This window comes from Gottfriedia luciferensis (genome assembly GCF_001712755.1).
In the GTDB taxonomy this organism is placed as follows: Bacteria; Bacillota; Bacilli; order Bacillales; family Bacillaceae_G; genus Gottfriedia; species Gottfriedia luciferensis_B.
The window spans coordinates 1-20,084 of the sequence record NZ_MDKC01000015.1; the positions used below are offsets into that span (position 1 = coordinate 1).

A 20,084-nucleotide genomic window follows, 5' to 3' on the forward strand; every position below is an offset into this window, starting at 1 on the left:
GAAATGGTCGGGAAGACAGGATTTGAACCTGCGACCCCCTGGTCCCAAACCAGGTGCTCTACCAAGCTGAGCCACTTCCCGTAATATGGCGCGCCCGAAAGGACTCGAACCCATAACCTTTTGATCCGTAGTCAAACGCTCTATCCAATTGAGCTACGGGCGCATATTATAAAGTGTGTCGTCTTCGTTAGCGACTTTTACAGTTTATAACATCTAACTGTTTATGTCAACACTTTTTTAAAAGTTTTTTTAAACTTTAAAAGCTTACTACGATAAGCTTTCGTTGACTTCGTTAACTTGTCTGACGTGACTTAAACTATATTAAAGCATCGAACATTTAATGTCAACACTTTTCAAATAAAAAAAATCATAAGTTTATTACTTATTTGATTTAACTTGGTTTAAGTGCTTTTTAAGTTAATAATGTAGCTTTAAACAGTACATATTTAACGTTTCTGACAAAGTACGACTCAACAATATCCGACTTACTATAGTACAATTTAAGGACAAGACCCGATAAAAGTAGCGCAGCTCCTTTTTCTTATAAAAAAGTTCTATGTTTCATTTTTTGATATTTTAACGGGATAAATAATATTACTGTATTTTGGAGTTACTATGAAGTGTTTTCGAATACTTTGTTCTTTTATATAAAAAATATTATTAATGAGCATTAAAAAAGATATTAAACTAATATAAGGAAATTTGACTAATAGGAAGTGTGAAAAATGGATATTAATAATTTTCTTACAATCCTCCTTATCATCAATATACTTCTAGCAGGAGTACTAGTATTTATAGAAAAAAGAGATGTTGTTGCCACATGGGCGTGGCTAATGATCTTACTTTTTATACCTATAGTAGGATTTTTACTATATCTATTTTTAGGTAGGCAGCTAAAACAAAAGAATTTCTACCATCTATCGACTAAAGAAAGAACTTATCTACAATTGGCGGTTACAGACCAGGCTAATAAAATTCATAATGATCAAAGTTTTCTTCAAGATGAGCTACTATCCAAGCATTCACATTTAATTATGATGAATTTAAAGTCAGCTAATGCTTTATTAACGACAGATAACGAGATCCAAACATTTCGAGATGGACACGAAAAATTTAATTCACTATTTAAAGATATACAACTTGCCCAAAGAGAAATTAATATCCAGTACTATATTATCCAGCGTGATTCGTTAGGAAAGAAACTTAGAGATGAACTTTCGAAAAAAGCAGAAGAAGGTGTGAAAGTACGAGTCCTGTATGATGACATTGGTTCCAAAAGAATTACCCCTTCTTTTTTCAAAGAACTTGTTAAACATGGTGGCGAAGTGAGAGCTTTCTTCCCTTCATTTTTAAGACTCATCAATTTCCGGTTAAATAATAGGAATCACAGAAAACTATGTATTATAGATGGAAAAATTGCTTATATAGGTGGGTTCAATATTGGAAATGAATATCTTGGAATTGATCAGAAATTTGGTTATTGGAGAGACACTCATTTTCGTATAATGGGAGAATCAGTAAACCAAATTCAAGGTAGATTTATTTTAGATTGGCAACAAGCTACTAATCAACCTGTACATAATATAGAAGAATTCTCATTTAATAATGAAAAAAATATTGGAAGTACCCCTATCCAAATTGTTGCTAGTGGGCCAAATTCAGAAACAGAACATTTAAAAAACATGTACGTTAAGTTAATTATGTCTGCCAAAAAATGTGTTTATATTCAAACACCTTATTTTATTCCAGATACAAGTATTATGGATGCGTGTAAAATCGCAATTTTATCCGGTATCGATGTAAGAATAATGATCCCAAGTAAACCTGATCACCCATTCGTGTATTGGGCTTCTCTATCATACGCTGGAGAACTTTTATCGTATGGTGCAAAAATCTTACTTTACGAGAATGGGTTTTTACATGCTAAAACCATCGTTGTTGATCACGAAATAGCTTCAGTAGGAACTACGAATATTGATACACGTAGTTTTAAGTTAAATTTTGAAATTAATGCGATTACCTATTCAGAAGAAAAAGCTTCTGAACTACAAAACTTTTTTTTACTTGATAGTCATCATAGTAGTGAGCTTACAATTGAAAAATATCAAGAGCGATCAGTCTTAATCAGGTTAAAAGAAGCAATCTCACGCCTCTTATCTCCTATATTGTAAATAAAAAACATTACTTAATAGTAATGTTTTTTATTTTATCTTTATAGTTTCAAAATGAAAGGTGATGTGAGCCATTCTGTAGAATAATGGTTATAGTTAACAGATTATTAAAAAATCAAAGAAGGTGAAATATGAGAATTATTAAGAAGATATTTGTATTTTTTTCCACTCTTTCATTTCTATCGATAAGTTTCTTTACAAATCCAACATCTACCTATGCAGCAAATAAAGTTTATACTGTAACTGCAAATAAATTGAATGTCCGTGGTGGGCCTAGTACATCATATAAGTTGATCGGTTCAGTTAAAAAAGGCCAACTTTTAACGGTTATTAATAAACACTCCAATGGATGGTATAAAATTAAGTTTAAAAAGACAATAGGATTTATAAATGGAAAATATGTGATAGCGGAGTTCAATAACGTTAAATCATTAGATAAAAGTATTATTGTTGATTTGAAATATAACACAACTAATAACTTCACTGGCAAACGTATTTATAATTTTAGTCAAGCAATACTTAGGACAAGTACAGCAAAAAAATTAGCAAAAGCAAACGCAATACTTAAAAAACAAGGATATATAATTAAAGTATGGGATGCTTACCGACCTTTATCTGCACAACAAACACTTTGGAACGCATATCCTAATTCGGATTATGTAGCTAAACCTGATCCTAAAAATATCCGTGGACACCAACTTGGTGCAACGGTGGATATAACACTATGTACTTTAGATGGAAAAGAAGTACAAATGCAATCTAATTTCGATGATTTTTCTTCACGAGCATCTCGAAGCTATAAACGAAGCAGTGTACAGGAAAAGAGTTATCATATTATGGATAAGGCAATGAGACAAGTAGGTTTTGTAGGCTATTCTAAAGAATGGTGGCATTACTCAGATAATAATCAAAACTTTAAAGCTATCCAGGTAAATCCTGCAAATTATTAATAAAAAAACTCACTTTTGAATAAAATCAAAAGTGAGTTTTTTTATTAAAATATGTAATTCATATAAAATAGAGTTAACTCTATTTTGTACGATGAACGGTTAAGGTTACTTTACTTGTTTCACACATAAACGTTGAAAGGTGGACAGGTTCCTCATTTGAATCGTAGGCAATTTTTAGGATTTTAAAAAGATTGGCTCCTATATCGCATTCAAGGTAATTGGCATATACTTTTGTCGCTCCTATTACGTCGATAATTTTATCGTTGCTTAGGATTTCTGTATTATAGTCCTTTGAGAGTACTTTATATGTAGATTCGTCTGTTGCAATTTTCTTTTCCAAATCAGGAAAACGAGTTAGTGAATAATGTGCAATATCATAAAAAAGTGGACGTTCATTCACATACATAAGTCGCTCAAGCTCAAGTACTCGACTTCCCTCTTCAACTTTAAGATGTTCTGCAACATCCTTTGATGCCGGGATGACTTCACTTCTAAGGATTCGGGAATTTGGAATCATTCCTAGTTGGTGACTAAACTCTGAGAATCCGCTTACAGATAACAGTTCATTATTAAACTTATTTGAAGCTACAAACGTGCCCCTACGTGGTATGCGTGTTAATGTACCATCCTTCACTAATTCCTCAATGGCCTTTCGAATAGTGATTCGACTGACATTATACATTTCACAAAGCTCAGCTTCTGTGGGAATCTGTTGATCTGGTTTATATTTCCCTTGTTGAATATCATTCTGTAGCATTTGCCTAATCTGCATATAGAGAGGTTGTGGGGTTGAAGAATTTAGGTTCATAATTTTCATCCTATCCGTCAATGTTTTTCAACATTATTATACACTGCCGACTAGTTATCGTCACCATGCACCGAAATAGCCAATTGTTTTTGCAGCCGTTTTAGTTCCCAATTCCAAACACTGTTCGATCGAAAAGCCCTGTAAAGTACCATAAATATATCCAGCTATGAAAGAATCTCCTGCTCCCATCGTATCTACAACGTTATCTTCCAATACACCAAATTGATAAAAATGTTTCCCATCGAAAGCTAGAGATCCATTTTCTCCAAGCGTGGCAACGGCAACCTTGGATCCTTGTGTTTTTACATCCTTTAAAAATCCCCTGATAAACTCATCATCCTTTTTATAAGAAAAAAAGGAATAGTCCACATAACAAGGTAGCGTCTTTACTAAATCGTGCTCTAACTGGTCTGAAAAATCAAATGCAGTAAGCAATCCTTTTTGTTTAAAAAGTGGATAATACTCCTCAACATGTCCCCATATACCAGCGTGGACAAGTTGATGGGTTTGAATAAACTCCTGTTCTTCACCAGTTAATGTGAACTGGGCCATTACCCCTTCATCGTAATCTCCAAAATGGCGGTCATTATTAACCAATTCTACATGGGTAACTGCTGTTTTTCCTATCTTTTTAGAAATAAATGATGTATCGACCCCCTTACTTTGAATCGATTTAATCATTTGTTCACCAAAGGAATCACTTCCAACCCAACCTATATACGAAGAGTCTGCCCCAAGCTCTTTTAAGTAGACAGCAACATTTACCGGATTTCCTCCAGGATACACTTTCTCGTTTGCAAGATAGACATCCATACAGTTATCGCCGACTGTAACAATTCTCATCTAATCCCAACCTTCTTTTTAATCTAAGAAACGAGCACTACTATGTAGTGCCCACTAATTTTTTTAATATTCTACTTTACGGTAGTATCTTCTTAGGTCTAATGAGTGATTTCTTTCCCTTTCAAGGTAAACACTAATTCGACTTAAAACTGCCCAGTTAACACTGACAGAAAAGTGTTTTCTAAATTCCTCACTAATACCTAGCAATTCAAAGTCCTTTGTATCAATAACAGTTAATTGATTCGTAATTTTTTCCGCAAACCTTTCTACTCGATCCATCAATGGTCTTGTTTCATCTTCACCTTTCAGTAAAATAACACTAGTATCTTCAACTACTAGCTCAAGCGTACCATGGAAAAACTCCGCTGCATGGATGGATTTTGTGTGAATCCATTGCATTTCCTCCAAAATGCACATTGCATATGAATAAGTGTTACCCCATAAGTTACCTGAACCCACCATCATATGATAATCTGTATCCTTATGTTTAATAGCAAATTCCTCAGCCTTATTATCAAAGTCTTTTACAGCAGCTAAAATAGCTTGTGGCAACAAGGAAACTTCTTTTGTGAACTGTTCATATTGCTGAAATTCATTGTTATTATACATGAAGCGAAATACTACGATGTACAACAGCATAAAGAATGTATCAAACGAATGTTTTTCCGAGCCGGTTGTAATACAGTAATCTACTACTTGCGTTAATGGAGTATTTGGTTCCGCTACTAAAGCAATTGTAGTAGCCCCTCTTTCTTTACAAAACTCTGCCGCCGCTACAGTTTCTTGTGTTGTCCCTGAAACTGAGGTGAAAATACATACGGAATCCTTTGAAAAGTGCTTATTGTTCATGACCATAAACTCGGCTGCGATTTCGGCATGTACATTGATTGTAGAGTTTGATTCTAAAATATATTTATAAGGATACATCATTGCAATCGTTCCGCCAGCACCAATCAGGAAAAGATTGCTGTAACCTTTTTGACAGATTGAATCTACGATATCCTCAATTTTACTTCTAAATGCAAGTCCTTCTTTTTCTACAAGTTTTAAAAATAACGCTTCATCAAATTTTAACATGGTTAGATCCCCCTAAAACATATTTGTTATGCCTTGTATTATAATTAAATATAACAAATAAAGCAATTGCTTTTTCAAAAAATTAAGAAGCTAGCAAAAGTTCACTAGCTTCCTGAGATAATTGAATTCTTCTTTGTTACTAGATTACCGTCATTTTTCTTATTCGGACCGTACCGTTTTTCCCAGTAAAAGTAAACAGGTAGTCCGGTAGCGATGACAATGAATGCTGCTACCATCCCTTGCCATGGAGCCCAAGTAAACGTACCCCAAGCAAGCCAAGAAGCTCCAAGAATTGCTAAAATCGTCGTTAGTCTCCACATTGGCATCCTGTAAATCGGGTTATAGTCCTCACGCTTACGGCATTTATAAACTGCTACAAAATCCAAAATATTAATCACTAATTGAATTAATGTAAAATAGCCTAGTAAAGTCGTTAAATTAGTTGCAAAAACTAGAATACATGCATAGGTAACTTGAACAATAATTGAAAAACTTGGAGTTTCATACTTTGGATGGACACGACCAAAACGCTGGAAAAACAGCCCGTCCTTCGCCATCGCGTATTCTAACCTAGGCTGAAACATGATACATGAACTTAGTGAGCCTAAAATAACGATAATTGCAGTAATCGCAACAAACGAAGAAGCAATATGAGATAGGCCTGGTATATACTTAACCGCATCAGAAACAGCTGCACTAGAACTCATCAATTTACTAAAAGGCATTAACCCAATTACACAGACTGCAAGCAAAGTATACAAAATTAATACAATAAAGACAGAACTAATCAAGGCACGAGGTAGCGTTTTTCCGGGATTTTTAAATTCACCTGCCATAAAACAAATAGCGGCCATACCGGTATAAGCCCATGTTGTAGCAGAGACACCACCGATTAGACTTGTTTTTACCACTTCTCCATGAGCCGTATAGGAGAAGTTCCCCGGGTGCATATACATTAAACCTAGAACAATAACGATAATGAACGGAATGATTTTCACAGCGGTAATAATTACTTGAAAAAGCCCGCCCTCTTTTACACTTCGATAATGAATTGAAGTAATTATTAAAATTATCGCAACCCCTAACAACTTGCCAGCAACTCCAGAGAAAAACGGGAAAAAGCTTGCCAAGTATGAAACGACTGCTAGAGCCATAATTGAAATTGACGGTGGATCAAGCGCCCAAAATGTTGCCCATCCATATAAAAAGGCTAAAGGTCTCCAGCCTGCTTTATTCAAATAGACGTAACCGCTTCCATTTTCAGGATAAGCAGTCGACAACTCAGCAAGAACCATCACTTGCGGAATAGCAATAATACCGCCAATAATCCAAGCTAATATAGAAATAGAGGGGGTTCCCGCTGCTTTTGCTACATCACCAGACGAGACAAAGATACCTGATCCTACGGTCGTACCAACAGCAATTGCTAATGCCGACCAAAATCCGAGCTTTCTTGTAAGCATAGTATTACTCATAAAGGCTCCTCCAAATTTTTAGATTATACAATTCCTAATTCATTTAGTTTAACTAAGGATTTTTTAACAGCATCTAGTGGATTTTGATAGTAAGTTGACCCCATAATTTCAAGAGTGAATGCCCCATCGTATTGGTGCTTTTGCACGCTTTTCACATATTCCCTCCAATGTAAATTACCATCATCTAAAGCAAGATGAGAATCTGTCTTGCTATCACCATCTATTAAATGGAAATGACATAACTCAGGAAGCAATAAGAAAAAATCATCTGGTGTTTCACCCGCCAAGTTCATAGCAACGGTATCAATCATCCCTTTTAAGGAAGGGGATTTTATTTCATCAACCATTCTCTTTAATCCCTGTGTATTAATAATTAAATTAGATTCAAATCTTGTTAAAGGTTCTAGTGCAAGTGTGATCCCCTCGTGCTCTGCCACCTTTGTAATTTGATATATTGATTCACTTACATATTTCCACGATTCTTCTTTTGTTAGGGAGAAATCGCCAATCCCTGAAGTAATTAGCATCTTATCAGTATCCAACTCCACCGCAGAGTGAATATTTTCAATAAAATAATCAATACTCTTTTTTCGCCAATTTGAATCTGAAGCAGCAAGGTTGTATGGATAAATGCATTGTTCTGGAGTATAGCAGACTATTTCCATACTTCTAGCCTTAATTTCTTTCTTTATCTCTCTCAAATTGCAAAGCAAGTTTCTATAAACATAGAGGTGAGGTTCACCAGCCCATAATTCAATGCTACTGATGCCTAATTGGTCCATACAATCAAAAAAATATTGGATAGGATAATGCTTGAATGTAATATTCATCCCTGCTACTTTCATTAATTACCTCCTTTCTCTCAAAGTTGTTTTATTTGTTATGCTTTGTATTATAATCAAGAGTAACATAAAATACAATGAATTTTAAAAATTTTTAATATTCATTTTTAAAAACCGCAAAGTCCAGATTCCAATCAAACAATGATTTTAAGAAACGGTTTACCAATACTTCTAAAGTTTAGTACCTTACTTCAACTTAACCTATAAAATTCAAACAATTTTTAAACACAAAAAAGGCCTCTACATTACGTAGAAGCCTTATTACTTATATATTAAATTTGATGCGGCCGAGAGGACTTGAACCTCCACGGAGAAACCTCCACTAGGCCCTCAACCTAGCGCGTCTGCCATTCCGCCACGACCGCGAATAAACAAAAGTGAGCCATGAAGGATTCGAACCTTCGACCCTCTGATTAAAAGTCAGATGCTCTACCTACTGAGCTAATGGCTCGTAATAACAAAGTTTATAAAATATAGCCTGTTTCTAAAAGACGTTCTTGCCCCAGAGAGCAATTACACTTTCATAATATAAGATATTACAATTATAACTAAAAACCATATATTTTTAAACCAACTTACTGTTTACACGATCGCGTCTAAGATAAAAGCCAATCCCCTTACCTTAAACATATTTATAAAAAACTAAAATGGCTGGGCTACCTGGATTCGAACCAGGGCATGACGGAATCAAAATCCGTTGCCTTACCGCTTGGCTATAGCCCATTGATTTAGCATCATGAACTAACTCCTTCGAATTAACTCCATGAACCCGCTCCGCAGGATTTTTTTTTATGTTGTATTGTCCTTACCTCTCGAATCAACTCCTCAAGATAAAAAACAATCCGACAATTTCGGTATTCATCTCTACCTAAGGTAAGAGTATGCTACATGAACCTGCACCGCAGGATTTTTTTATGTTGTATTGTTTTAACCCCTCGAATCTACTCCTCAAGATAAAAACAATCCGACATTTCGGTATACATCTTTTTATAGAATACGAGTAATCTTCATGAGCTTTTACCTCTTGAATCAACCTCTCAAGATAAAAAACAATCCGACATCCTAAAAAAATACAAATATACTCTATCTTACAAAAAAACAAAATGGCTGGGCTACCTGGATTCGAACCAGGGCATGACGGAATCAAAATCCGTTGCCTTACCGCTTGGCTATAGCCCATTGATTTAGCATCATGAACTAACTCCCTCGAATTAACTACATGAACCCACACCGCAGGATTTTTTTTATGTTGTAATGCCTCTACCTCTCGAATAATCTCCTCAAGATAAAAACAATCCGACATTTCGACACTCATCTTTATAAAAGATACGAATATCCTACATGAACCCACACCGTAGAATTTGTATTGCTTCTACCTCTCGAATTACTCCTCAAGATAAAAAACAATCCGACATTCAATCCAACTCCAACCATCCACTCTTACTAATTTTCTCCAAATAAAGAAAAAAATACTACAATTTGTAGTAATTAGTGGCGGTCCCGACCGGGATCGAACCGGCGATCTCCTGCGTGACAGGCAGGCATGTTAACCGCTACACCACGGGACCATATGAAGTTAATGGTGGAGGATGACGGGCTCGAACCGCCGACCCCCTGCTTGTAAGGCAGGTGCTCTCCCAGCTGAGCTAATCCTCCAGGATAAAATGGTGACCCGTACGGGACTCGAACCCGTGTTACCGCCGTGAAAGGGCGGTGTCTTAACCGCTTGACCAACGGGCCAAAAAAAAATATGGCAGAGAAGAAGGGATTCGAACCCTCGCACCGCGTAAACGATCTACACCCTTAGCAGGGGCGCCCCTTGAGCCACTTGGGTACTTCTCTATAATAATGGCTCCGCAGGTAGGGTTCGAACCTACGACCACTCGGTTAACAGCCGAGTGCTCTACCACTGAGCTACTGCGGAAAAATACTAATCTTTTCATCAGGTGCTGAAACATGATGACAAGTATTAATATAAACTAAATGCATATTAGATGTCAACACTATTTATATAGTTTTAATGGACTTTTGCATAATCCACATACATAGCGGTTTATGTCCACTTTTCTTTTTCTTAAGAAAGCTTGCCCACACCCTGAACATCTATATTTATACTTATATGAATGCGTTCTTTTTTTTATTGAATTTAGTGGTTTGCAATACCTAGGAGCACCTACCTTTTTTAATAGCTCTTTAAAATCTCTATCTTCGTGTTTATAGCCTTTCTTCATAATATGAAGATGATAATGACAGAGCTCGTGTAATATGATCCCTTTTAACTCTTCAATTCCGTGTTCTTCATAATAAAACTTATTTAATTCGATATTGCTTGTTTTTAATAAATACCTACCACCAGTTGTCCTCAATCTAGTATTAAAAGAAGCTTGGTGGAGAAATGGTCGATCGAAATAAGTGATTGATAGTTCTTCAACCAGTTTTTGTATCTCCTCATTATCCATTTATGAATCTCCATCCTTTTTTTCTCTTTATTCTAACTGAACAACTCACAAATTCTTGGGTATGCGCATACATTAAACTTACAAATGAGAATTTCAAAAGATCTTATTAGTACGATTTATGCTAAATGGGCTGCTCTTAGTAAATCTCTCTACAACGGCGTAATTTTTACTATCAAAATGAACAATACAGTTATCCTTTTTATACAATGTATCGGAAGGTTACCCCTCACTCATTTATTTCATCGCCCATCCTCAAAAAAGATGGGCGAAGATTTTTAAGTTGGAGGTTTTCATCATGGTAATGCCTAGTTGGCTTAAAACTCAAATTCAAAAAGCATTTTATGAAAAAAACCGTTATCAAATTAAATTATTGAATCAATGTTGGTTTTATTATCAAAAAATTAAGCTTTGACGATTTCTTTCGATTCAATTGGTAGCATAGATAAACCTACTCTTTGTTTCTTTTGGTCTACTTCAGCAATCCATACTTTTACTACTTGACCTACCGATACAACATCAAGTGGGTGCTTAATAAATTTACTACTCATTCTAGAAATATGAACAAGGCCATCGTTCTTTAATCCAATATCAACAAACGCACCAAAATCGACTACGTTTCTTACTGTTCCTTCAAGTTCCATCCCTATTTTTAGGTCTTCAATTTGAAGAACATCTTGGCGAAGGATTGGTGCTGCTAATTCATCTCGTAAATCTCTTTCAGGTTGCATTAATGATGCAAAAATATCTTTTAACGTAATTTCACCAATATCTAGTTGCTCTGATACTTCTTTTAAATTAATCGTTTTTAACTGTTCTTTCAATTCATTTGAACCAATTTGACTCGTTGAGAAATTTAATTGCTTTAATAATTTTTTTACTTGTATGTAACTCTCCGGGTGAATACTTGTACGGTCTAATGGCTCATCTCCTTCAAGAACACGTAAAAATCCAATACATTGCTCATATGTTTTAGCGCCTAATCTCGGTATTGTTTTAAGCTCTTTTCGGTTTGTAATTTTTCCTTTTTCATCACGATAATTAACAATATTTTTCGCTACTGTTTTAGACAAGCCCGATACGTATTGAAGTAATGAAACTGATGCTGTATTTACATTTACACCAACTTGGTTAACAGAAGTTTCAACGACAAATGATAATGATTCATTTAAGCTCTTTTGAGACACATCGTGTTGATATAATCCTACCCCAACAGATTTCGGATCAATTTTAACTAGTTCTGCTAATGGATCTTGTAGTCTTCTAGCAATTGATACAGCGCTTCGTTCCTCAACTTGGAAATCTGGGAACTCTTCTCTTGCTAGCTCAGATGCTGAATAAACACTTGCGCCAGCTTCATTTACGATTACATAGTAAGTATTATTTTTCATTTCTTTTAAAATACCAGATATAAACAGCTCTGTTTCTCTCGAAGCCGTACCATTTCCAATTGCGATCATTTCTATTTTATATTTGATAAGAATATCTTTAATTTTTGCAATTGCTTGTTCTCGTTTATTTCTTTGAACCTCTTCCCTTTCTCCTCTGAAAGGATGAGGGTAAATCACATCTATTTTGAGTACTTTGCCCGTCTCATCTACTACTGCTAGTTTACAACCTGTACGAAATGCAGGGTCTACTCCTAGAACGATTTTCCCTTTTAATGGTGGTTGTAGTAATAATGAACGCAAGTTTTCTGAGAAAATATTAATCGCGTGTGAATCAGCTTTTTCAGATAATTCTTTACGAATCTCTCTTTCAATTGAAGGCTGAATTAATCTTTTATATGCATCTTCAACGACTTCCATTAAGATTGGTCGTACAAAAGTATCCTTTGTAATAACTCTTTTTTCTAAGTATAAAATAATCTCATCAAAAGGAGATTGAATTGCAACCTTTAAAATATCTTCTTTTTCAGCACGATTCATGGCTAATATTCTATGTGGAACAATCTTTGAAATTGGTTCAGAGTACTCGTAATACATTTCATATACTTTTTTCTCGTCTTTTTCGGAGTCTTTTACCGTACTATCAATCGTTCCTTTTTTGAAAGTGACTTCACGAATCCACTTGCGATAAGTAGCATCATCTGCAATCCATTCCGCAATAATATCTTTTCCACCTTGAATAACTTCATCAACTGTATTAACTTCTAGTTCAACATTTATGTATTTTAACGCTTCATCCGCAAGTGAACCTTCTTTTGGCATTGAAAATAACCATTCTGCAAAAGGTTCTAACCCTTTATCTTTTGCAACTGTAGCGCGAGTTCTTCTTTTTTCTTTATATGGTCGGTATAAATCTTCAACTTCTTGTAGCTTTGTAGCTAATGTAATACTTTTACGTAAGTCTTCAGTCAGTTTCCCTTTTTCCTCAATTAAACGGATTACTTCATCTTTTCTAGTTTGAAGATTTACAGCATACTCATATTTTTCTAAAATGGAATGAATTTGCACCTCATCTAGAGAACCCGTTTTTTCTTTTCGATACCTGGCAATAAAGGGAATCGTATTTCCTTCTTCCTTTAATTCAATTACAGTAGCTACTTGTTTTGTAGTAATCGATAAATCAGATGCAATTTTATTAATCAATTGTTGTGACAAAAATAACGCCTCCAATTTTTTGGCAATTTTAACAGACCTAAAATAACCCTTTCAAGACGAAAGGGTTACAAAACAATTTATTATAATCTATGTAGGTAAAGCTGCTATAAAAGCAACTTTAAAAATCAACAAGTCCTAAACTGATTTGCAACGCTTCGTCAACCTGATCCATCATCTCATCATCAAGATGTGTTATCTTATCGGTTAATCGTTGTTTGTCAATCGTTCGAATTTGTTCTAGTAGTATAACCGAATCACGTTCAAATCCATATTTTTTAGCATCGATTTCAACATGTGTTGGAAGCTTTGCTTTTTGGATTTGTGCTGTAATCGCAGCGACTATAACGGTAGGACTAAAACGATTACCGATATCATTTTGTATTATGAGAACCGGACGAACTCCACCTTGTTCTGAGCCAACTACAGGGGAAAGGTCTGCAAAATATACGTCGCCACGTTTTACTATCAAGTGATTACCCCCCGCTAACTAAGCGCTCCACTTTAGAATCCGCTTCAGACTCAGCATAGAATGACTCAGAAGATATTAATAAGTTGATTTTAGCCATTTCCATGTATCCACGTCGCATTTGTTCGCGACTTTGGCGTCTTTTACGATCTTTTAAAAACATCTTAGTCGCTTGATAAATATACTCATTTCGATTACCGTTTTCTTGCTTTACTAATCCATCTAGTTCGCTTACTACATGTTTTGGTAAACGTACTGTTATTTCAGTTGTCGCATTTAGTTCGGACAAGTTTCAGCACCTCCAGAATCAACTATTACCCATATATCTCCCTATACTACATCATACCATTATTTTCAGTGATTGGAAAGACACATATCTTCGTTTATCTTAACCAAATAACAGTGTTTCATACTTTAATACATCAAATTACAATTTATCTGATACTAGATAATTACTTATGGACTTAATATTTCCATCCTTTTTATATACCCTTGGTACTCTATGATTTATAAGGCAAGTTACTTCATAGTTGATTGTATTCATATGTGTAGCGACTTCCTCAGCCGTTACTGCTCCATCCTTACTTTCTCCTATTAAAGTTACTTTTGTACCAACAGGATAATGTTTAGAAAGCTTGATCATACACTGATCCATACAAACTCTACCAACGATTTCTGCCTTTTCACCTTCAACCAACACAGAAAATCCTTGCATATCTCTAAGCCAGCCATCTGCATACCCAACTGGTAACGTCGCAATCCACTCAGAATCAGAAGTAAAATACGTTGCACCATAGCTTACACCACTATTAGCTGGTAATTGCTTAATATGAGAGATTTTCGTATAAAGCGATAGTGCTGGCTTTAATATAAATGGTAACATTGGTTTTATTTCTAAAGATGGAGTTAAACCATACATGATAATACCAACACGTACAGTATTAAATAAATTTGTTTCTAATGCAGCCGCTGCACTATTAGCACAATGAATTAGCTCTGGAGAGAATCCACTGCTCTTAACCCATTCTATACATTCATAAAATTTGTCGACTTGCTCTTTAAAATAGGATCTATTTAGCTCATCTGCAGTAGCGAAATGTGTAAACAAACCTTCCAGTATAATTGATGGATTTTTTCGTAAGATCGATGCAGCTTGCTCCCATTCAGATTTTGTTTTTAGGCCTAATCTACCCATCCCAGTATCAAATTTAATATGAATCATTGTACGATCTGTGCTTTTTAGATTTTTAGAAATACCTTCTAACCAATCAACATTATATGCCGTTAAAGTTAATTTATTCTTGATGGCAACGTTAATATCCTCTGGTCTAGTAGCTCCTAAAACTAATATCGGCGCCTCTATACCCGCGTTACGCAGAAAAATCCCTTCATCAATAAAAGCAACTAATAATCTTGTTGCTCCAGACTCCAATGCTTGTTTCGCTACTTCAACGTAACCATGTCCATATGCATTCGCTTTTAAAGCTACATATATTTCTTGATGATTAGGGTAAAGCGATACAATATTTTTGATGTTTTCCTCAATTGCATCTAAGTCTACTTCTACCCAAGTGTCGCGATAAAATGATGTTTCTGTCATGATCTACACTTCCTTATCGATTTACCCATTACTCTTTTTTATATGTGTAAAATTATTTGCTTATTTTACTATAAATGTCAACCAATATACTACTCATTTATAGTTTATTTAAAATTTAAAAAGGCGTGATAAAGCATCATCACGCCCTTTTTAAGTTTGAAAAAAATATTATTTTGTGCCTGTATCTCCGACTGATTGGGCAACTTGAATTAACTCACCTTGAGTTAAGTTTTTAGAAACAATCGTGAAATCTGTTCCACCGTATGACCATGTGATCATCTTATCTGATAAAGCTCCTACTGTTTTACCTAAATCTACTGGTTCACCAGTGATTTCCATCGTTGTTCCAGACTCTGAAATTCTTGCTTTTTCCTCGATTAAAGTAAACGATTTTTTATCACCTTTATATGAAAGTATAACCTGAACACCATTGTTTGTTTTTACTTCTTGTTGGTCATCTAACACAACACCCTTCATTAAATAATTAGGGTAAAGTGTAACTAATAAATTAGGATCATTATTTGGATTTGTAGATGTAGGTACACTTAAACGAGCGCTTGTCATATTTTTCTTCACATCAAAAGCATCATTATCAAACTTTGCATTGTATTGTACTTTATCGAATTTAACATCCAACACAACATTTTTATCTGTATCTAATAGTTTTACTGATTCTGGTGTCAGACCTTTTTTATTAAAAGTAATTTCTTGTGTTGGGAGCAATTGTCTATTTGTGTAATTTGTTTTTGTTTCAAACACATACCCTAGTTTAGTTGTTTTAAACGTTGCATTCTTATCTTGTACTAAGTCATTAACTAATGATTCCGGTAAATATGGCTGACTGCTGTTTGATGGCCAATCACTTTGGAAGCGATAGCTTTTATTTAATGCTGGCGTTAAAACAAAGACACCCTCTTTGTTTCTTAAAATAATTTGGTTTTGATCACTCTTAGCATTTTTTAATTGTACTCGGTAGTAAGAAGGCTTTTTATGCCAAATGACTACTTCATACTTTTGAGGATCATTCCCATTATTAATCGTTAATGTTGCATCAGCCTTATAGCCATTCATTTTTTCCATCTGATTGCTAAGTGAACCTACAACATCATCTTTCGATTTCTTGCCACATGCAGCCAATGATAGTACTAACATGATTGTCAAAAGCATCGCTACAAGCTTTTTCTTCATCTCCCCAGCTCCTTTATTCCTCTTAAATTGAAAAAAAGAGAATTTTATGCAAAGGCTTATGAATAAATGTGCGCGAGTAGCTTAGAAGTAAAATCTTGATTTATTCATGCACGTTGCAACCTTGCTTCTCATATCCTCATGAAACTATATGAGGTCAAGCTCTAAAATATGCAGACTAGCATGACAAGCTAATTTAAAAAATTTAAAGAAAACGTTCAGATTGGCGAGGGGTGTAAGTGAAGACAATGGTATTGTTACACATATTAATTAATCCTTAAATTTAGCAACTACGTCGAGTACAAAAAAGAAAAGCCACTCAAAAGAGTGACTGTTTAAAAGGGTATTATATTTGCTGTAAGACCACTTGAGCTGCAGCATAATGTTCTGTATGCGTAATTGATAAAAACGGTATAAATGGCAAATCAACGGTCAATACAGGCTTACCTTTTTCGTCATTTAAGATTTCAATATCATGAAACCCTAATTCTTTCCCAATTCCTGTACCAAAAGCTTTTGAACAAGCTTCTTTTGCGGCGAATCTTCCTGATAAAAATTCAAGTTTTCTTCGTTCTGATAAGTTGTCGTATATTTGATATTCTGCTTCAGTTAAAATCCTTTTCGCAAACCGTGGCTGCGAGCTTATAATTTCTTTCATTCGTTCAATTTCTACTAAATCTAATCCAATACCTACAATCATATTTCCACACCCTAACTTTCGAGTACTACGGTTTAAAATAAAAGCTTGAATCATTAATTATTTCAATAGACGGATGGGCTTTCATATCATCCATTAATTGAAATAGTGCATTATCTTTTTGTTTTGCTTCAATCATACAATCAATTTGCTTAACCGAGCCATAAATTTCATTTAAAAATGTAATAAACATGTTAGGGTCCACAAAATCAGCATGAGCACGTATGTCTTTCTCATCTCTAGGACTTGATATATGCATTTTCATAGGCAAGTTTGAAGTTTTCCATGTATCAACTGCATAACCCCAATTTTTTACCCAATCTTCATTTGTATGATTAACTAGATGATGATGATAGTCAAATACAAGTGGGACTCCTAATTTTTCACAAGCAAATAAAGTTTCATCAAACGTAAAGGTAGTATCATCATTTTCAAACATTAGCATTTTTTGAATTTGCGCAGGAACAAGGCTAAAATTCTCTATTAATTGTTCAAGTGATTTTTCCTTATCATCATACCCTCCACCAATATGGAGTACACATCGTTGTTCTGTATTAATCTTCATTGCTTTTAAAAGCTGATAATGCATTTTCAAGGTTTTTACCGATGTTTTTAATAACTCTTCATCAGTTGAGTTTAAGATTACGAAATGATCCGGATGAAAATCAATCCTCATTTCATTCGTAATTGCAAATTTACCTAACTCAAGTAAACTCTCCTTTAATGGCTTTATGTAATTCCAGTCTGCTACTTCTTCATGATTTGCTAAAGGGATTAATTTACTGCTCAGGCGAAAAAAAGATATATCATGTGCTTTGTTGTGCTTTAGTAATCTTAGACAGTTATTAATATTAGTATTAGCAATTTGCTCTAACTTACGAATCGCCGCATCTTTATCCTTTTGTTTTAAAAATTGAGTAACCGTCATTGTCTTTGATGGTGAGGCGTTTTGTAAATTCATACTCATTGCGACATATCCAAGTCTTACTAACATTTTTATTCCAACTCTCATACGTTTTTAGTTAGTGTATGGAATCTGTCCAAATTCACACAGTTTTTTATATTAATTGGCAATAAAAAAGGTACATGGAATATTATCCATGCACCTTATCTATTATCTTATTTACTGCTGTCTTGTGGTTTACGTTGTCCACCACGGTTGTTATCGCGAGAACCTTCGTTTCGTTTGCCACGGAAGTTTCCTCCACGGTTGTCACGGTCTCCACGACGTCCATCTCCACGACGATTATCGCTACGACGTCCATCTCCACCGCCACGTCTATTTTCACCACGACGGAATCCACCGCCGCCGCCACCGTTTCCTCCGCGTCCGCCACGGTCACGTTTGACCATTGGTGGCTCATCAGTTAAACGAACTGGTGTTTCATTAGGCTCTTTTGTTAACATTTTTAAAGCTGCAGCTACAACACTTACAGAATCATGCTCTTCAAGTAATTCTTCTGCAATACGTTTGTAGAACGCTAAATTATCACTTTCCATAGTCGAAGTTAATTTTTCTGCAATGATACGTTGTTGACTTTCAATTGCTTCGTCTAATGTAGGTGCAGTCATACGTTCCATACGACGTTTAGTTGTACGTTCGATATTTTTTAATTGATTAAACTCACGAGGAGTAATAAATAACATCGCTATACCTGATTTCCCAGCACGTCCTGTACGTCCAATACGATGAACGTAGCTTTCAGGATCTTGAGGAATATCAAAGTTGTATACATGTGTAACGCCAGAAATATCTAATCCACGAGCTGCTACATCAGTTGCAACTAAAACATCAATTGAACCAGCTTTAAATTTACGAAGTACTTGCTCACGTTTTGCTTGTGATAAATCACCATGAATACCTTCTGCAGCATAACCACGTAAGTTTAACGCTTCTGATAATTCATCAACACGACGTTTTGTACGTCCGAAAATAATTGCTAATTCTGGTGTTTGAATATCTAATAAACGTGTAAGAACGTCAAACTTTTTCTTTTCTTGAACTTCAATAAAATGTTGTTCAATGTTCGGCATTGTTACTTCTTTTGCTTTTACTTTTACGATTTGTGGATTTGTCATGAAAGTTTCTGCAATGCGACGAATTGGATCAGGCATTGTAGCAGAGAAAAGAAGTGTTTGTTTGTTTTCTGGAACTTCTTTTAAGATCGCTTCAATATCTTCAATGAATCCCATGTTTAACATTTCATCCGCTTCATCTAAAACAACTGTGTTTACATTGTTTAAGCGAATTGTACGGCGGTTAATATGGTCTTGAATACGACCAGGAGTTCCAACAATAATATGTGGGAATTTTTTTAATGAACGCATTTGACGATTAATATCTTGTCCACCGTATATTGGAAGGATTTTTACACCTTTATTCATACCAATTTTGTGTAATTCTTCACCAACTTGAATAGCTAACTCACGTGTAGGTGCGATAACAAGTCCTTGAACATTGTTACTATCTACATCAATTTTTTCTAGTAATGGAATACCAAAAGCGGCAGTTTTACCAGTACCAGTTTGCGCTTGACCAATTACATCATGGCCTTGTTTTGCTAATGGAATAGTCTGCGCTTGAATTGGAGTAGCTTCCTCGAAGCCTAATTTTTCAATCGCAAACAGGATCTTACTACTTAATCCTAATTCTTGAAATGTTGTCAATTTGGTTAATCTCCTTTGTATCTCAATTGATCTATAAAAATTTAAAAAAATTATATGTTTCGTGACTGTTCATATGGAAGGTTCGTTTTTAGTGGAAAACAATAGTCCGAAGTATCATGAAAAGGAAACAATATCTACCCATTATACGGACATTCTATCTAAAAAGCAAATGAAGTTATATTCTAACAATTTGATTTCCAAACTATATTTTGCCCTTATATTATAGTTAAATTCGCTATAAAAT

The 20,084-nt window shown here is 34.9% G+C and carries 17 protein-coding genes and 11 tRNA genes; 3 read left to right on the top strand and 25 right to left on the bottom strand.

The features are described 5' to 3' along the window. Positions 1-4: 4 nt before the first annotated feature. Positions 5-81 (bottom strand) — tRNA-Pro (locus tag BED47_RS12115). 5 nt (positions 82-86) lie between these two features. Further along, positions 87-163: transfer RNA gene (locus BED47_RS12120), tRNA-Arg, on the bottom strand. Between the two features lie 562 nt (positions 164-725). Between BED47_RS12120 and cls the strand changes: the two genes are divergently transcribed. Then, positions 726-2,171: a cardiolipin synthase gene (gene cls / locus BED47_RS12125; RefSeq protein WP_069033890.1), complete on the top strand. Its 1,446-nt coding sequence runs from the start codon at positions 726-728 to the stop codon at positions 2,169-2,171. A gap of 131 nt (positions 2,172-2,302) precedes the next feature. After that, entirely contained in the window at positions 2,303-3,121 is an 819-nt protein-coding gene (locus BED47_RS12130; protein ID WP_084006896.1) for a M15 family metallopeptidase, read from the top strand. A gap of 79 nt (positions 3,122-3,200) precedes the next feature. Here BED47_RS12130 and BED47_RS12135 read toward each other — a convergent pair whose 3' ends face one another. The 15 genes from BED47_RS12135 to BED47_RS12205 all read right to left on the bottom strand — a co-directional run bounded on the left by BED47_RS12135 (position 3,201) and on the right by BED47_RS12205 (position 10,625). Continuing rightward, positions 3,201-3,929, bottom strand: coding sequence for a GntR family transcriptional regulator (locus BED47_RS12135; protein ID WP_069033891.1), 729 nt, complete (start codon positions 3,927-3,929; stop codon positions 3,201-3,203). 60 nt (positions 3,930-3,989) lie between these two features. Then, a complete protein-coding gene (frlD, locus tag BED47_RS12140; RefSeq protein ID WP_069033892.1) occupies positions 3,990-4,772 on the bottom strand; it encodes a fructoselysine 6-kinase in 783 nt (260 codons plus the stop codon). A gap of 63 nt (positions 4,773-4,835) precedes the next feature. Then, entirely contained in the window at positions 4,836-5,849 is a 1,014-nt protein-coding gene (locus tag BED47_RS12145) for an SIS domain-containing protein (RefSeq protein WP_069033893.1), read from the bottom strand. 104 nt (positions 5,850-5,953) lie between these two features. Next, the gene (locus tag BED47_RS12150; RefSeq protein ID WP_069033894.1) at positions 5,954-7,324 is read right to left on the bottom strand and encodes an amino acid permease; all 1,371 of its coding nucleotides are present in this window, start codon (positions 7,322-7,324) and stop codon (positions 5,954-5,956) included. A 23-nt stretch (positions 7,325-7,347) separates the two neighbouring features. Next, positions 7,348-8,169, bottom strand: a complete 822-nt coding sequence (locus BED47_RS12155; protein WP_069033895.1) for a TIM barrel protein — start codon at positions 8,167-8,169, stop codon at positions 7,348-7,350. A gap of 279 nt (positions 8,170-8,448) precedes the next feature. Next, a tRNA-Leu gene (locus BED47_RS12160) sits at positions 8,449-8,531 on the bottom strand. Positions 8,532-8,544: 13 nt separating this feature from the next. Further along, positions 8,545-8,617, bottom strand: a tRNA-Lys gene (locus BED47_RS12165). 197 nt (positions 8,618-8,814) lie between these two features. Further along, positions 8,815-8,889: transfer RNA gene (locus tag BED47_RS12170), tRNA-Gln, on the bottom strand. Positions 8,890-9,270: 381 nt separating this feature from the next. Next, positions 9,271-9,345: transfer RNA gene (locus BED47_RS12175), tRNA-Gln, on the bottom strand. Positions 9,346-9,658: 313 nt separating this feature from the next. After that, positions 9,659-9,734: transfer RNA gene (locus tag BED47_RS12180), tRNA-Asp, on the bottom strand. 12 nt (positions 9,735-9,746) lie between these two features. Further along, positions 9,747-9,822: transfer RNA gene (locus BED47_RS12185), tRNA-Val, on the bottom strand. Between the two features lie 9 nt (positions 9,823-9,831). Then, a tRNA-Glu gene (locus BED47_RS12190) sits at positions 9,832-9,906 on the bottom strand. 11 nt (positions 9,907-9,917) lie between these two features. Then, positions 9,918-10,008: transfer RNA gene (locus tag BED47_RS12195), tRNA-Ser, on the bottom strand. 7 nt (positions 10,009-10,015) lie between these two features. After that, a tRNA-Asn gene (locus BED47_RS12200) sits at positions 10,016-10,090 on the bottom strand. A 79-nt stretch (positions 10,091-10,169) separates the two neighbouring features. Next, the gene (locus tag BED47_RS12205) at positions 10,170-10,625 is read right to left on the bottom strand and encodes a SprT family protein (protein WP_069033896.1); all 456 of its coding nucleotides are present in this window, start codon (positions 10,623-10,625) and stop codon (positions 10,170-10,172) included. A gap of 301 nt (positions 10,626-10,926) precedes the next feature. Between BED47_RS12205 and cmpA the strand changes: the two genes are divergently transcribed. Further along, the gene (gene cmpA, locus BED47_RS23440) at positions 10,927-11,037 is read left to right on the top strand and encodes a cortex morphogenetic protein CmpA (RefSeq protein WP_088044329.1); all 111 of its coding nucleotides are present in this window, start codon (positions 10,927-10,929) and stop codon (positions 11,035-11,037) included. Here cmpA and BED47_RS12210 read toward each other — a convergent pair. From BED47_RS12210 to BED47_RS12245, 8 genes are all read right to left on the bottom strand, one after another. Continuing rightward, a complete protein-coding gene (locus tag BED47_RS12210; RefSeq protein WP_254664596.1) occupies positions 11,027-13,225 on the bottom strand; it encodes a Tex family protein in 2,199 nt (732 codons plus the stop codon). The genes cmpA and BED47_RS12210 overlap by 11 nt on opposite strands. 118 nt (positions 13,226-13,343) lie before the next feature. Next, a complete protein-coding gene (gene ndoA / locus BED47_RS12215) occupies positions 13,344-13,694 on the bottom strand; it encodes a type II toxin-antitoxin system endoribonuclease NdoA (protein WP_056476047.1) in 351 nt (116 codons plus the stop codon). 4 nt (positions 13,695-13,698) lie between these two features. Next, positions 13,699-13,980 carry a CopG family ribbon-helix-helix protein gene (locus BED47_RS12220; protein ID WP_069033898.1) on the bottom strand — a complete coding sequence of 94 codons (282 nt, stop codon included), beginning with the start codon at positions 13,978-13,980 and terminating at the stop codon, positions 13,699-13,701. Positions 13,981-14,118: 138 nt separating this feature from the next. Beyond that, on the bottom strand, positions 14,119-15,291 hold the full coding sequence (gene alr / locus BED47_RS12225) for an alanine racemase (protein WP_069033899.1): 1,173 nt from the start codon (positions 15,289-15,291) through the stop codon (positions 14,119-14,121). A gap of 168 nt (positions 15,292-15,459) precedes the next feature. Next, on the bottom strand, positions 15,460-16,479 hold the full coding sequence (locus BED47_RS12230) for a LolA family protein (protein WP_091024772.1): 1,020 nt from the start codon (positions 16,477-16,479) through the stop codon (positions 15,460-15,462). A gap of 343 nt (positions 16,480-16,822) precedes the next feature. Next, positions 16,823-17,176, bottom strand: coding sequence for a holo-ACP synthase (acpS, locus tag BED47_RS12235; protein WP_069033933.1), 354 nt, complete (start codon positions 17,174-17,176; stop codon positions 16,823-16,825). Between the two features lie 25 nt (positions 17,177-17,201). After that, a complete protein-coding gene (gene uvsE, locus BED47_RS12240; RefSeq protein ID WP_069033901.1) occupies positions 17,202-18,167 on the bottom strand; it encodes a UV DNA damage repair endonuclease UvsE in 966 nt (321 codons plus the stop codon). A 125-nt stretch (positions 18,168-18,292) separates the two neighbouring features. Further along, positions 18,293-19,840 (bottom strand): DEAD/DEAH box helicase, encoded by a 1,548-nt coding sequence (locus BED47_RS12245; protein ID WP_069033902.1) that lies wholly within the window; start codon positions 19,838-19,840, stop codon positions 18,293-18,295. Positions 19,841-20,084 lie beyond the last annotated feature (244 nt).